The following is a 12951-nucleotide window of genomic DNA, read 5'->3' as shown; positions in this document are numbered from 1 at the left end:
CACCCGTATTAGGGGTGGGTGAGCGGAGATTAGTCACACTGCACTTTGATAGCCAGACCGCCGCGGGAGGTTTCACGGTATTTGGCGTTCATATCTTTACCGGTTTCGTACATCGTCTCGATAACCTTATCAAGCGACACGCGCGGTTCGCTGGTGCGGCGCATGGCCATGCGCGCGGCGTTGATCGCCTTAACCGAGGCGATGGCGTTACGTTCGATACACGGCACCTGCACCTGGCCGGCGACCGGATCGCAGGTCAGCCCCAGGTTGTGCTCCATACCAATTTCCGCCGCCACGCACACCTGCTCCGGACTCGCACCCAGCAGCTCGGCCAGACCGGCCGCCGCCATGGAACAGGCGACGCCCACTTCGCCCTGGCAGCCCACTTCCGCGCCGGAAATGGAGGCGTTCATTTTATACAGCGCGCCAATCGCGCCGGAGGCGAGGAAGTAGCGAATGTAGATATCCGGGCTAACCGATTCGATAAAGTGATCGTAATAGGCCAGCACCGCCGGGACGATACCGCAGGCACCGTTGGTTGGCGCGGTCACCACGCGGCCACCGGCGGCGTTCTCTTCGTTAACCGCCAGCGCAAACATATTCACCCAGTCGACCACGTTCATCGGGTCGTGAGAGAGTTTGTCGCTGGAGACCAGCATCCGCCGCAGCGCGGAGGCACGACGCGGGACGCGCAGCGGCCCGGGCAGAATGCCTTCGGTATTCATGCCGCGATCGATACAGGCGCGCATGGTCTGCCAGACGTTGGCAAAATAGTCTTCAATCTCTTTTTTGCTGTGCAGGGCCAGCTCGTTTTGCATCACCATGCCGGACAGGGACAGACCGGTCTCTTTACAGTAGCCGAGCATCTCTGTCGCCGAGGCAAACGGATAGGGCACGTTTACCGCGTCGCTGGCTTCTTTGCCGAAGTGTTCTTCATCAACGATAAAACCGCCGCCGATGGAGTAATAGGTTTTGCTGTACACCAGCGTTTCGCCCGCCCAGGCGTGGATCTGCATGGCGTTTTCGTGCAGCGACAGGTTTTCGCTGCGAAAACGCATACCGTCGTCCGCCGGGAAATCGACCTCTACGCGGCCGTTGGCCAGCAGCAGACGCCCGCGGGTTTCTACATCGCGGATAAACGCCGGGATCGCGTCGATATCGACGGTATCCGGCTGGTTGCCCGCCAGCCCCATGATAATGGCGATATCGGTATGGTGGCCCTTACCGGTGAGGGACAGTGAACCGTAGACGTCAACCGCAACGCGCGTCACGTCATCAATCAGTCCCTTTTCGACCAGGTCATCGACGAACTGTTTGCCAGCCTTCATCGGCCCTACAGTATGGGAAGATGAGGGACCAATCCCCACCTTAAACATGTCGAATATACTAATCACTTTAACACTCCTGAACAGGGTTGCCGCGCTGTTGCGGCAACGATGTAATAACTGCGCATAGTGTATGAGGGAACCCGGTATTCAGCTTAACTATTCACATGAATTTAACTAATGAATGGCTGTGATTTTACTAATACTGAAAACCGGCGGTAGTGATAAGTATAGTCAGGGCTTCAGGCCCACTTGTAGCGCCAGCTCACGAATGATGCCAGCGGTCATGCCCCAGACAAAATAGTGCTGATACCACGAGAGCCAGACGCGATGCGAATTACCGCGTCTGTGGATATCGAGCGGGTGATAGCGCCCCAGCCGCAGCGCTTCGGCCAGCGGCATTTCGAAGACCGAAGCCACTTCATCTTCGCTGGCGTGATAGTGCAGGTCTGGCGGAATAACCCCGAGGACCGGCGTCACCTGAAAACCGGTGACGCTATCGACCGGCGGCAGTACGCCGATAATATCCACGCACTCCGGCGGAATCGCCACCTCTTCCTGCGCTTCCCGCAGGGCGGCGGCAATCAGTGAAGCGTCGCTGCTGTCTACCGCGCCACCGGGAAACGCTACCTGGCCCGGGTGTTTGCGCAAACGTGCGGAGCGCTGCGTCAGCAGCAGCCCAGGCTCGGGACGGCGGACGATCGGGATCAGCACCGCCGCCTGGCGGGCATTGAGCGCGGCGCGGGTCGGCTGCGGGCGAAGTAGCTGAAACCGGGAGAGAAAATCGTCCAGGTTCAGCGAAGGGTCAACCATGCTCAGGACTCCAGTTGCTGTAAGATACGATTAACTTTATCAAATGTTTCCTGATATTCCGCATCTTCATCACTATCGGCCACCAGCCCGCCGCCCGCCGAGCAGTACAGCGTGCCGTCGGTCGCGGTTACGGTGCGGATGGTGATGCTGGTATCCATATTGCCGCAGGCGCTAAGGTAGCCGATGCTGCCGCACCATGCGTTACGCCGATGCGGCTCAAGCTCGTCGATAATTTCCATCGCCCGCACTTTCGGCGCGCCGGTGATCGAGCCGCCGGGGAAGGCGGCGCGCAGCAGATCGCTGGCGTGCAGCGTCGCCGGGAGATCGGCGGTAATGGTGCTCACCAGATGATGCACCGCCGGGAACGGCTCCACCACAAACAGTTCCGGCACCTTGACGCTGCCGGGCGTCGCGACGCGGCCGATATCGTTGCGCATCAGATCGACAATCATCAAATTTTCGGCCCGATCCTTGGGGGAGCTGGCCAGCTTTTGCGCCTGTTCCGCATCGGCCTGCGGGCAGTTCAGGCGCGGCAATGTGCCTTTAATCGGGCGGGTCTGGATTTTGCCTTGCTCGAGCTGAATAAAGCGCTCCGGCGACAGGCTGAGGATTGCGCTGTCGGCAAAGCGCAGAAACGCGCTGAAGGGCGCACGGTTGGCGCGGTTCAGGCGGACAAACGCCGCCCATTCATCGCCCCGATAGCGGGCCTGAAAGCGCTGCGCCAGATTGACCTGATAGCAGTCGCCGCTGTGCAGGTACGCCTGCACCTGGCGGAATTTCTCGCCGTACTGCTGGCGGCTCATATTGGACCGCCACGCCGAAGTGAGAGCGAAAGGCACCGCCGGCGGTGCCGTCTGCTGCTGTAGCCAGGAGAGACGTGCGTTGACATCGCCGTAGCTCAGCAAGGTCACGACCTGGCACTGGTGGTCGACAACCAGTGCCCAGTCATAGATCCCCACCGCCATGTCCGGCAGCGCGATATCCTGCTGCGCGCGCGTGGGCAGTGTTTCAAAGCGACGCCCCAGATCGTAGCCGAACAGCCCTACGGCACCGCCGGTAAAGGGTAAATCGGTCAGCGGCTGGCGGGTGAAACCGCAGCCATCCAGCGCCTGCTGGAGCAGATGCAGCGGATCGCCGGCCGATGTGATGGTTTCGTTCTCGCCGCTGATAGTGGTGATTTCGCCGTGAGTCACCAGCGTTTTACGCGGTTCAGCCACCACGATGTCGTAACGGCTGTGCGGGTGCTCGGCGTAGCCGGAGTGCAGCATCATCGCCCACGGTGAGGTGCTGAGCGGGGCAAAGTAGTATTCTGCGGCGTCCTGTCGCCAGGGAAGCGTCATGGTTGAAGGGTGTAACATCGTTATTCTGTCCAGCCAGGTCTGCGCTGCCTATGGCGAATAATCGGGCAGCATGAAATAATAAGCGCACACAATGTAGCAGGAGTAAATGATGTTTGCAGGATTACCTTCGCTGAGCCATGAGCAACAGCAGAAAGCCGTCGAGCGTATTCAGGAACTGATGGCGCAGGGCATGGCGAGCGGCCAGGCGATTGCGCTGGTGGCTGATGAACTGCGCGCAACCCATACCGGTGAACGTATCGTCGCCCGTTTCGAGGATGAAGACGAGTAAACGATGACCTTTCGGTTTACACCGCTGCTGCTGGCGCTAGCGCCGCTGGCGGCGGCTGCGCAGGATGCGTGCCAGCTGACAGATCCCACTCTCACGCTGCAAAGCTATACCGTCGATGCTCAACACGAGCGCATCGCCATGTACTGGCGTCAACCCAACGGCAAGGCCTACGACTCGCTGCGCGGGCTATTAAACGCGATCAACGGCGATGGCCGGGTGCGGATGGCGATGAACGGCGGCATCTACGATAAAGCCTATGCGCCGCTGGGGCTGTATATCGAAAACGGCCAGCAGCAGGTGGCGGTGAACCGCGCCTCCGGCGGCGGTAACTTTTTTATTAAGCCCGGCGGCGTATTTTATCTACGCGGCCAGCGGGCGGGGATCGTCAGCCTCGATAAGCTGAAATCGACAAAGGGGATGGACTACGCGGTGCAGTCTGGCCCGATGCTGATTGAAAACGGCGTGATTAACTGGCGGCTAAAGCCGTCGGCCAGTTCGCGTAAGCTGCGCAACGGCGTCGGCATCACCGCGACGGGGAAAGTGGTGTTCATGCTGAGCGATCGGGAGAGCAACTTCTACGACTTTGCCTGTTACGCGCAATCGCGCCTCAACGTGCGGCAGATGCTTTACCTCGACGGCACCATTTCAAAAATGTACCAGCAGGGCGGCTCGATTCCCTGGCAGTACCATCCTTTCGTCAGCATGATCACCGTCGAGAAACGGTAAATGCGCCTTCCGTCGCCGGAAGGCGGCGGGTCAGAGCAGGATATCCGGCGGCAACGCCGGGTCATCGTGCAGCGTCACATGCGCCACGCGATCACCGCGCCAGAACGAGAGCTGGGTGCCGATGGCCGTGTGATGCACGTTGACCTCGGTCAGCGGCGATTTCGTTGCCAGATCCCACAGACAGACAAATCGCGCCTGCGGCAGATGGTTGCGCATGACCAGATAGCTGAGGTTGCCTACCGCCGGGTTATCCGGCGCCAGCCCTTGCCACAGCTCGCCGTCACCGGCCAGCCACAGCGCTACGGTATCGCCTTCGCGGGCGAAGTGGCGCGGCTGGCAGCCGTGCAGCGGCGTCATGGTTGAATCGGACATCTGACGCAGCGGTCCGCTAAGCGCGAAGGGCAGCGGGGTGCCGCTTTGATCGAGCGCCTGCGCGGCCAGGTGCAGCGTCCAGTCAAGCTGCTGGCGGTGCGGGTTATCGACCGTTGACAGATCGATCAGCACATCGTCGAGCCACAGCAGGCGGCGGCGAAAGCGCACCTCGCGCCAGGCGTCAACGTCCCACTCGACCCGGGTATGGCTGTTGAGCTGCGGCGGCGCCTGCGACCAGTCAACCGCCGTATCCAGCCACAGGTAGTCATCGCCCATATGCCAGCCCAGCACCGTTGCGTTGGCCGGCGGCTGATTGGTCTGATTCACCGTCAGCGTGTTGTGGGTCGCGCTGTTTTTGTAATAGTCATAGTGCATTTTCGCCCCGTAGCCGGTGGTGCCGAGATCCGGCAGCAGCCAGCCGTCGCGCTGCCACAGCAGCAGGCTAAGCCGGTCGTAATGGTCATGCTCGCCGCCCCACGGGCTGTGTTTGATCAGCACCGCCTGCTGATGCTGCGGCCGACGCCAGAGCGTTAGCCCGGCCCCTGGCGCAAACAGCGACTGCTGCGGAATCAGGTCTGGCGTGGTCTCCGGTAACGGTTGGTCGCGCCACAGCAGCGTTTCCCTCTCCTCCGGCTGGCTCTCGGTAAATTGCAGCACCGCCGCGTACTGCGGATCGTGCCAGATAAACCAGGCAAACTCATACAGGTCCCGGTGGTGCAGTTGCTCCTGCCCGGCGATACAGTCGTTGAGCCGTGGGAAGGTGCCGTCCGGCAGCAGCAGCGACAGCGGGAAGCGAAGCATCTGCGGGTACCACGGGCCGTCAAGCAGGCTCCAGCGGGTGCCGCGCGCCAGCTTTTCAAAGGCGAAAAAGCCTTGTAGCGCGTAGTAGTGATAGTGCACCGAACCTTCAAACCACAGCCCTTCCGCCAGCAGGCCATGCTCAAGCTGCCAGCGCAGCCCGTAGGGGGCGTTGACGGCAAACTCCAGCAGGCCGTCATCCTCCAGCACAAAGCCCAGCACGCCCAGCGCGGCGCTGATTTTTACCTCGTGGTTATGAATCTGCGGGCTGCGATGGGCCTGCAAAAACGTCGCTGCGCAGCGCAGCAGGCGCTGGCTGATATGCTGCCGCTCGGCGTCGGCCAGGCTTTGCTGAATAAAATCGTAGCCCAGCGCCATATCGAGAATACAGTTGGCTTCGCATAGCGTTTGGGCGTTCATCTTGCCCGGGCCGTTGTGGGGAATGCCGCCGTGAACTTCATAGTCCGGGTAAATGACACGCGGCGCGAAATTTTGGACTGAATAGCGGTGTATTCTGGACTCACGACAAAGCCGAGAAGAGTCCAAAATATCCCGCTTAATTTCGAATAATAGCGAACCTAGGCGAATCATAAAGAATGATGATAATTATTCTCAATAATAAAAGCAGCGGCTATCAACCGCTGCTTAGACAGATTATGTCTTTTTATTATTGAGCTGGCTGCGGTGATGGTTCTGGAGTGACCTGAGACGCAGAATACATATTATTGAAGTTATCACGGGCTTTCTGTTGGTCCTGCTTTGCTTTGACCAACGCTACGTTAGCGGCTGCCAGAGACGCACCAGACAACTTCACAGCTTGTTCCTGTCGCGAGACTTCGCGATCAGCTTTATTGACTTCACGTAACGCCGACACCAGATCATGTTCTTGCTTCAATTGGTCTTGAGTCACAGAACAGGCGGACAAAATAAATGCACCAACAATAATGGCGGCGTTACATAATTTAGCTTTCATAATTTACCTTTGAAATATATAATTCACTCGAGAGGTTATTTGTCTGTGTTACATACTTCGCTACTTACACAAAGCGCAGGAAACCTTTGCATTTGCCGGCCGAGCGGGAACGTTGAGCCACCTCGTAACCTTCACGACTGCCGTCGTCGTTTGTATTCCCTTCGATCGTTGTCAGAGTATTTCCATTAACTTCAATGACAATCCCCGTATGCCCTTGTCCATTGCCATAATCCAGGATCATAACGTCACCAGGTTGAGGGTCTATAACACGGTTATCAGGAGACTTATTCCATAAATCCAGAACTCCCCCAGTTTTAGGTATGCTGTTGATAGAAGCCTGCAGATGGCACCACACAACAAACGCCGCGCACCATGCCGCCGGAAAATCAATGCCAGCAGATTTTAAATATTCCTTTACTTGAGGGCCATCATTGCTACCCAATGGCTGTTCAGAAACGCCTAATTGTGACTTGGCAATATCGATAATTTTCATATTAATTTCCTGAGTTTAATAGTTTAAAAAATTAACTGCGGTGAAAGAGGGAATGGTGCTGGTGATTGTTGCAGTTCTTCTTCGGTCATAGCCCGTAAGTTGCATAAATAATCCTGCCATTGAAGTAACAGGGAATCGTCATTTTCCTGTTGTCGATTCTGGGACATGCCCGCCTGAATGGTCGCGATGGCTAATGATGCTGTTAATGCATGCATCTTGCGCAGGCGCTGATTACCACTTGATATTTGAGATGCAAGAACTTCAGAATCCTGGTAAATACTTACACCATCAAATTTCCATGTGCCGTCGGTACAACAACCAGCCGGGTAATCAGCCTGAGCAATTTCGGCAACACTCATACCATCAGGCCAGAGCATGGATACGGCATATACGTTGCCACGCTGCGGTACTGGCTTATCGACAACAAACCTAATCACACCATCGCTGTCATACTGTATTTTCACAGTATCATCAGAAAATAACGCTTGGCATGTATACCAGTCCTGGCCGTCATCTGCTTGCAGGAACAGAGGTGTTTCACCACCGTCAATGGCGTAAGTTTTTAATAGCTTTTTTGAGGGCTTAATTATTTTGAAATTTTTGATATTTTGCATTTTACACTCCACCGGCCACTGTTACCCACGAACCTGTTTTTGTTTTTTTCTGTAATGGGGCGTAATAAACAACATCTATGTTGTAGTCTTCCGTGTCTTTGGATACAGAGGTAAGTACATAACCGGCTTTATTCGGCCAGTGACCAGACTGATTCCATGTTGTTGTTTGCCCTACAGCACCCAGCTGAATATCAGCAATGTAGCGAGAATCAAAATTCCCATAATCACCGGGGACAACTTGATATGAAACATGGAGGCCTGCTGCTAAAGTAATTTGTGTTGTTGAGTTTGTACCACCACCGCTAGTTGATGCCCCCTTTGATATATCAGTAATGTCGACCGTAATGATATTAGAGCGAATGGTTTGGTCTGCCACACTTATGGCAAACAGCTCCCACCGATAATCGAGCGTCGATGTTGCATATGTACCCGTACGTCCGATAGCTTGATTGACATAAGTTGTTTCAGGGAAGTCTAATGCACTATTTCCACTTAGCGTAATTCTCCCTGTCATTGTTCCGCCAGCAATTGGCAGCGCGGCGACATCGCCAGCGGTCGGTTTGTGGGTAGTTGAATAGAAACGCTGTGAGGACCAGTTACCTGAGTTATCCCGATTCATTACTAACATCGGCGTATCGAACCATGTCGGAACAACTATAATTTCCACGACCTGCGTTTCATATCCTGCATTATTATCCGTACAGGCAATAACAAAGCTCGGGAAACTATTCGCGGCATAGGATGCCAGCAAATCAGCAGGGACATTGGTGCAATTAGCTAAATCTACAAGCATTCGCTGCCCGGAAATAAACTCGTAAACATTAAAATCGAATGACTGAGATGTAATGTCTTTCAGCCCGAGATTATAATCACCGACCTTCAATACGCGATCAGTTGTCGTATCTTCGGATGATTCAGTCACATCATGTACGGCAGCCGTTCCGCAGCCCAAATGTTCCCGAGCCTCAGCTTTAGCTTCGTCGCCGTGGTCCTCGTCTTCCAGCTCTGCAAAGTTCTGGTCAAGTTTAAAATACAGCGTGTCGGCAACAGCCTTCGTTAGTGCCTCAATTTCTGGATCAACATATACAGTAATGCCGTCGGTGCTGGACATAACCAGCCCAATATCAATGGACACACCTTTTTTGACATTATCGACATCAGGAGGAACGAGGGCCGGTGGATAGCTGGCATAGATAATAAGATTGCCATCGTCATCAAACAGCCCACATTCATAAATCCACGAATCAGGATAATCAGAGGACAAAATATCAATGCCGCCTCCGATAATGTCTTCCGTCTGTGGGCCACGAGTAAGCGGAAGAATAGCCGTCTGATGAATTAAGGCCGTCATCGCAGGGTCAACGGTGACAGGTTGTTGGTTAGCATCACCAAAAGCCATCTGTGTGACAGTGACTACTTCACCGGCTTGATAAGCGGTGGTGATTAACTGCTGACCTAAATCCGTTAATATCGCTTTAAAATCACTCATTGCTGATTACCGAGCCAAATTCAGAAGAATATAAATAACTACCCACATAAGCAGTACCAGACACGTTTCCTTTAATACGTAAACCCCAGTGCTGCGAGCCGCGTTTGTTTCTTTCGACCCCTGAGAAAAGCTTGTTGTAGAATTCATCATTTAACTGAAACCCCTCGTCGCCTGAAAGCAGGTCGATAATAAACGTCCCCCGCGTTCCTTCGGGTTGCATGTCGAACCATTCAGTAAGTTTCAGGGGATAACCGTAAGCCTCAGACAAAAAGTCAATTGTCTGTTCGACGGCATCCGGTGTACCCAGCTTTTTAAATACCACGAGAGCCTGCTTTACCTTTTGCCGCTGTTGCGGAATTGTCCAGGACGAATCCCAGTATTCAACTCTGAACCATGCCGCCAGAAACGGCAGGAACTGAGGAAGCACATTATCAATGTCCATTATCACCAGTTGCCTGATGACCGGTGTAAGACTTGCCATTTCTTTCTGGCTTATCTCTTTAACCGCTTTTAATGACTTCTTCTTCAACAGAATTGACGGAATCATAATTACCTCGCCTGACTTACGAGCTGATATTAGCACCGTAAATTTTTGGAGGTGGCAGTACTGCCATTATGGAATAGAGGGTGAATTACACTACAGGAAATTAACTGAGGAGTGCTGACGTGAGTAAACCTAACGAGCTAAAAGAGACTATCGAAAAATTTGATATGGTCAATCTTATTCTTGATTATAAATTTGACCATAAGCAGCTGGTTAACGCGGCTAAGCGGCTACGTATTCCAACTGTAGCAGACCGGGTCAGCGGTTGCCGCTTCAGCGTTGAAAACTTCGACGGGGAAATCCTCGACGTGATTATCGCCTTTGTGGCCGCATCTGTGATGAAGTTTGGTAAAGCAGTGAAAAACGGTGACGAGCTGCAGCTGTCGAATGAACTCACTGTTACCCCGGACTGGATTATTGATAATTTCGATTATACCGATTTACTCCGGATTAATGCCCTTATGGGGAAAGGTGCCAGGCATCCAATGACGCCAGAGGAAATCAAAGGTCTTATCGTTAATAACGACATTATTCCGCTGCATATTCCCTACACCATTCACGGCACTGAATTTAACGCAGCTATTCGCACCCGCCGTCCTGTTGTTCGCGATCACGTTGAATCTCGCGGTTATTCGCTTGAGCGCTGGGGCCATCACTTCACGGACATCGTCATTGCCGGTACTGCGGCCAGAACGATGACCTTCGGCACCCTGACGATGGAGAACGGCCAGCCACGACTAACCAATCAGGTGGATGTCACGCTGGCGTTTATTGTCGATAACTTCCTTTATCCGGACCTGATGCTGCTGAACCAGCTACTGGTAAAGAGTCCGGCCTCATCCGCGTCAGAGGCGAAACGTTAAAAAAGGCAGTTGATTACCTGACCCATCCCAAAGTGAAGCGCTCGAGCTTCGCTGAAGTGATGGGGATGACGTGGCAGGAATTACTTTTTGCAATGGAGATTAGTAATGGCTGAAGGTAGCGATTTTGCACTGGAGCTGATGGTTGGCATTCAGGATATGTTTACCCAAAAAGCGAAGCAAATAGACGCTGAGGTGAACAAACTGGAGAAAGACACCACGCAGCTTCAGAAGACTTTTGATGATGTCAGTTCCTACCAGAAGGCCACCAAAGCGCTGGAGGATTTGATGCGTGCTGGTGATGCCAGCGCGGAGGACATTAAGAACCAGGAGAAAACAATTACAGACCTTGCCAAAAGCCTGAAAAAGGCCGGGGTCGATATTAACAACGTCACACAGGAAGAAGCCCGTCTGTCCCGCCAGATGAAGGAAACCAACTCTGAGCTACAGAAACGGTCTGGCATGAAGGACATGATCGTCGGTGGTGTGACTGCCGTCGCCAGTTCTGGTTTGTTGAAAAACTTCATGTCGATGGCTGACAAAGTGCAAAAAGCACAAATAGAAATGCGTAAGCTTTCTAATTATTCGATGGACGAAATCACAAGTACAAGTCAGCGTAATTTTATTAAAAATACAAAGGGGCGTTATAACATCGAAGCTGGCGAAATTATGGGGGTGCAGACACTAATTAACCAGCAAACCGGATTGAAAGGAACCCAAAATCAGCAAGCCTCAGATGCTGCTTTAAAACTCAGCAAATTAACCAACTATGACCAAGAGGAAGTCGTTAGCGCTATTAGCCCGCTAATCAGGAGCGGTGTATCACCGGAAAAAGCCACTGCGCTGATTTATGACACATTCAAAAAAACTGGCGACCAGAAGCACGACCTTCTTGATACTGTCCAGGAATATTATGCCAACCTGCACAGCAGCGGGCTAAGCGTAGAACAGTTCTTCGCTGCGCTTCAAGCCGGGCAGCGAGCCGGAGTATTTAATTACGATAAAATTGGCGACTCATTAAAAGAGACGTTTAACGCCCGCCTGAGTGACCAGGGCATGATGCAAACGTTATTAGGTCATGGAAAGACAAAGGGTGTGATAGAAGAAATAACCGATTCCTCCCTCAAATATAAATTCAGAAACGCGTTGGAAAACTACCAGCAGCATCTTGCATCGGGGCAAAGCACCGCCGGTGATGTTGGTAGCCTTTACTCGATACTGGGTGAAATTGGCAAGAAAAACCCTCTGGCGTTGCGTGACATATCCGAGCAAATCGGGGGGACCATTCTTGCGGAAGACTCAGGGAAAAAAGCCGCAGCGCCTATCGGCAATGCCATTCTTAACTCAGGTTCAGTACTGGGCAATTATTTAGACTCAACCAGTATTGATCCCAAAGAACTATTGACCACGCAGGAACATGTTGAAGCAGCCCAAAAGCAAGCTATGGACGGACTTGAGAACGGCGCAGCTGATGCCACCAAACAACTGAACGTGTTTGCTGATGCGCTCGGCTCCCTAAGCTCCGGGATTTCAGGTGAGATGAACAGCCACCCGTTACTGACTGCCGGGGGCATGGGCTTACTCGGGCTGGGGCTGGCTGGTGGTAAGTTCCGTGGTTTGTTCAAGCTGCTGGGCGGTGCGCGTTCTCTGTTCGGTATGGGTGGCGCTGCAGCTGCAGCCGGTGAAGCTGTCGAGGCTGGCGGCATCCTCTCCCGGACGGCTGGCGTTTTCGGGCGCGTTGGCCGAATTGGCGGTCGCTGGCTTGGCCCCGCCGGGCAGATTGCAGCCGGTGGCCTTAGCGCTTATTCCGATTATCAGCAGGGAAACATGCGCGGTGTTGCTGGTGATGTTGGCGGTACGCTGGGCGGGCTTGGCGCGGGTGCCGCTGCTGGGGCTGCTGTTGGCTCTGTCGTGCCGGTCGTGGGTACGGCCATCGGTGGCCTGATTGGTGGCGCGTTGGGCTACTGGGGCGGCGATAAGCTGGGGTCAAAGCTGTACGACTGGTTTACCGACGATGACGATAAGTCCCAGAAACGCATGACTGATACTGCAGCAGGCCTGCCGTCACCTGACGCTGCCAGCGCCGACAGCACCACCGCTTCATTCGACGGGCTGAACATCAACCTCAGCCAGCCTATTAACATTCAGGCGATGACCGCCAACCCTGATGACATCAGCAAAGCCCTGCAGGAAGCACTCCGGCAGTCTAACCCTGAGCTTATCCAGTCACTGGAATACGCCCTGTCACAGTTAATGAGCACGAACGACCACCAGCGGCCAAGTAATTAGCCGCTTTAAAGCCTTTTTACATCGCT

Annotated in this window: 13 protein-coding genes; 4 read left to right on the top strand and 9 right to left on the bottom strand. The window is 53.9% G+C overall.

Annotated elements, in window-relative coordinates:
* Positions 1-29: 29 nt before the first annotated feature.
* The 3 genes from sdaA to pabB form a co-directional block, all read right to left on the bottom strand.
* Positions 30-1394 carry an L-serine ammonia-lyase gene (gene sdaA / locus ACK5JN_RS03040; protein WP_416868807.1) on the bottom strand — a complete coding sequence of 455 codons (1365 nt, stop codon included), beginning with the start codon at positions 1392-1394 and terminating at the stop codon, positions 30-32.
* 165 nt (positions 1395-1559) lie between these two features.
* A complete protein-coding gene (locus ACK5JN_RS03035; protein ID WP_416868806.1) occupies positions 1560-2138 on the bottom strand; it encodes a CoA pyrophosphatase in 579 nt (192 codons plus the stop codon).
* A 2-nt stretch (positions 2139-2140) separates the two neighbouring features.
* On the bottom strand, positions 2141-3496 hold the full coding sequence (gene pabB / locus ACK5JN_RS03030) for an aminodeoxychorismate synthase component 1 (RefSeq protein ID WP_416868805.1): 1356 nt from the start codon (positions 3494-3496) through the stop codon (positions 2141-2143).
* A gap of 91 nt (positions 3497-3587) precedes the next feature.
* On the opposite strand from pabB, the gene ACK5JN_RS03025 reads away from it, so the two are divergent.
* Together ACK5JN_RS03025 and ACK5JN_RS03020 are read left to right on the top strand one after the other, a co-directional pair.
* Positions 3588-3767: a YoaH family protein gene (locus ACK5JN_RS03025; protein WP_163449278.1), complete on the top strand. Its 180-nt coding sequence runs from the start codon at positions 3588-3590 to the stop codon at positions 3765-3767.
* A gap of 3 nt (positions 3768-3770) precedes the next feature.
* Positions 3771-4493 carry a phosphodiester glycosidase family protein gene (locus ACK5JN_RS03020; protein WP_416868804.1) on the top strand — a complete coding sequence of 241 codons (723 nt, stop codon included), beginning with the start codon at positions 3771-3773 and terminating at the stop codon, positions 4491-4493.
* Between the two features lie 30 nt (positions 4494-4523).
* Here the strand turns inward: ACK5JN_RS03020 and ACK5JN_RS03015 are convergent, their stop codons facing one another.
* From ACK5JN_RS03015 to ACK5JN_RS02990, 6 genes are all read right to left on the bottom strand, one after another.
* A complete protein-coding gene (locus tag ACK5JN_RS03015) occupies positions 4524-6083 on the bottom strand; it encodes a heparinase II/III domain-containing protein (protein ID WP_416868803.1) in 1560 nt (519 codons plus the stop codon).
* A 247-nt stretch (positions 6084-6330) separates the two neighbouring features.
* Positions 6331-6636: a hypothetical protein gene (locus ACK5JN_RS03010; protein WP_416868802.1), complete on the bottom strand. Its 306-nt coding sequence runs from the start codon at positions 6634-6636 to the stop codon at positions 6331-6333.
* Between the two features lie 64 nt (positions 6637-6700).
* Complete coding sequence (locus ACK5JN_RS03005; RefSeq protein ID WP_416868801.1) at positions 6701-7129, bottom strand: CHAP domain-containing protein; 429 nt, start codon at positions 7127-7129, stop codon at positions 6701-6703.
* A gap of 23 nt (positions 7130-7152) precedes the next feature.
* Entirely contained in the window at positions 7153-7743 is a 591-nt protein-coding gene (locus ACK5JN_RS03000) for a tail fiber assembly protein (protein WP_416868800.1), read from the bottom strand.
* A gap of 1 nt (position 7744) precedes the next feature.
* Positions 7745-9232 (bottom strand): phage tail protein, encoded by a 1488-nt coding sequence (locus ACK5JN_RS02995; RefSeq protein WP_416868799.1) that lies wholly within the window; start codon positions 9230-9232, stop codon positions 7745-7747.
* Positions 9225-9779: a phage tail protein I gene (locus ACK5JN_RS02990; protein WP_416868798.1), complete on the bottom strand. Its 555-nt coding sequence runs from the start codon at positions 9777-9779 to the stop codon at positions 9225-9227. Before ACK5JN_RS02990 ends, ACK5JN_RS02995 begins: the two co-directional genes overlap by 8 nt.
* A 119-nt stretch (positions 9780-9898) precedes the next feature.
* Between ACK5JN_RS02990 and ACK5JN_RS02985 the strand changes: the two genes are divergently transcribed.
* Both ACK5JN_RS02985 and ACK5JN_RS02980 read left to right on the top strand, forming a co-directional pair.
* The gene (locus ACK5JN_RS02985; RefSeq protein ID WP_416868797.1) at positions 9899-10639 is read left to right on the top strand and encodes a hypothetical protein; all 741 of its coding nucleotides are present in this window, start codon (positions 9899-9901) and stop codon (positions 10637-10639) included.
* 105 nt (positions 10640-10744) lie between these two features.
* Positions 10745-12925, top strand: coding sequence for a phage tail tape measure protein (locus ACK5JN_RS02980; RefSeq protein ID WP_416868796.1), 2181 nt, complete (start codon positions 10745-10747; stop codon positions 12923-12925).
* Positions 12926-12951 lie beyond the last annotated feature (26 nt).

The sequence above is a fragment of the Kluyvera sp. genome, assembly GCF_047971185.1.
Classification (GTDB): domain Bacteria; phylum Pseudomonadota; class Gammaproteobacteria; order Enterobacterales; family Enterobacteriaceae; genus Kluyvera.
This window is presented reverse-complemented; position numbering and strand designations above follow the sequence as displayed.

Excerpts from the sequence above, each read along its gene's own strand:
- ACK5JN_RS03035 (WP_416868806.1), bottom strand. The coding sequence starts at position 2,138 with ATGGTTGACCCTTCGCTGAACCTGGACGATTTTCTCTCCCGGTTTCAG.
- pabB (WP_416868805.1), bottom strand. The coding sequence starts at position 3,496 with ATGTTACACCCTTCAACCATGACGCTTCCCTGGCGACAGGACGCCGCA.
- ACK5JN_RS03025 (WP_163449278.1), top strand. The coding sequence starts at position 3,588 with ATGTTTGCAGGATTACCTTCGCTGAGCCATGAGCAACAGCAGAAAGCC.
- ACK5JN_RS03020 (WP_416868804.1), top strand. The coding sequence starts at position 3,771 with ATGACCTTTCGGTTTACACCGCTGCTGCTGGCGCTAGCGCCGCTGGCG.
- ACK5JN_RS03015 (WP_416868803.1), bottom strand. The coding sequence starts at position 6,083 with ATGAACGCCCAAACGCTATGCGAAGCCAACTGTATTCTCGATATGGCG.
- ACK5JN_RS03010 (WP_416868802.1), bottom strand. The coding sequence starts at position 6,636 with ATGAAAGCTAAATTATGTAACGCCGCCATTATTGTTGGTGCATTTATT.
- ACK5JN_RS03005 (WP_416868801.1), bottom strand. The coding sequence starts at position 7,129 with ATGAAAATTATCGATATTGCCAAGTCACAATTAGGCGTTTCTGAACAG.
- ACK5JN_RS03000 (WP_416868800.1), bottom strand. The coding sequence starts at position 7,743 with ATGCAAAATATCAAAAATTTCAAAATAATTAAGCCCTCAAAAAAGCTA.
- ACK5JN_RS02995 (WP_416868799.1), bottom strand. The coding sequence starts at position 9,232 with ATGAGTGATTTTAAAGCGATATTAACGGATTTAGGTCAGCAGTTAATC.
- ACK5JN_RS02990 (WP_416868798.1), bottom strand. The coding sequence starts at position 9,779 with ATGATTCCGTCAATTCTGTTGAAGAAGAAGTCATTAAAAGCGGTTAAA.
- ACK5JN_RS02980 (WP_416868796.1), top strand. The coding sequence starts at position 10,745 with ATGGCTGAAGGTAGCGATTTTGCACTGGAGCTGATGGTTGGCATTCAG.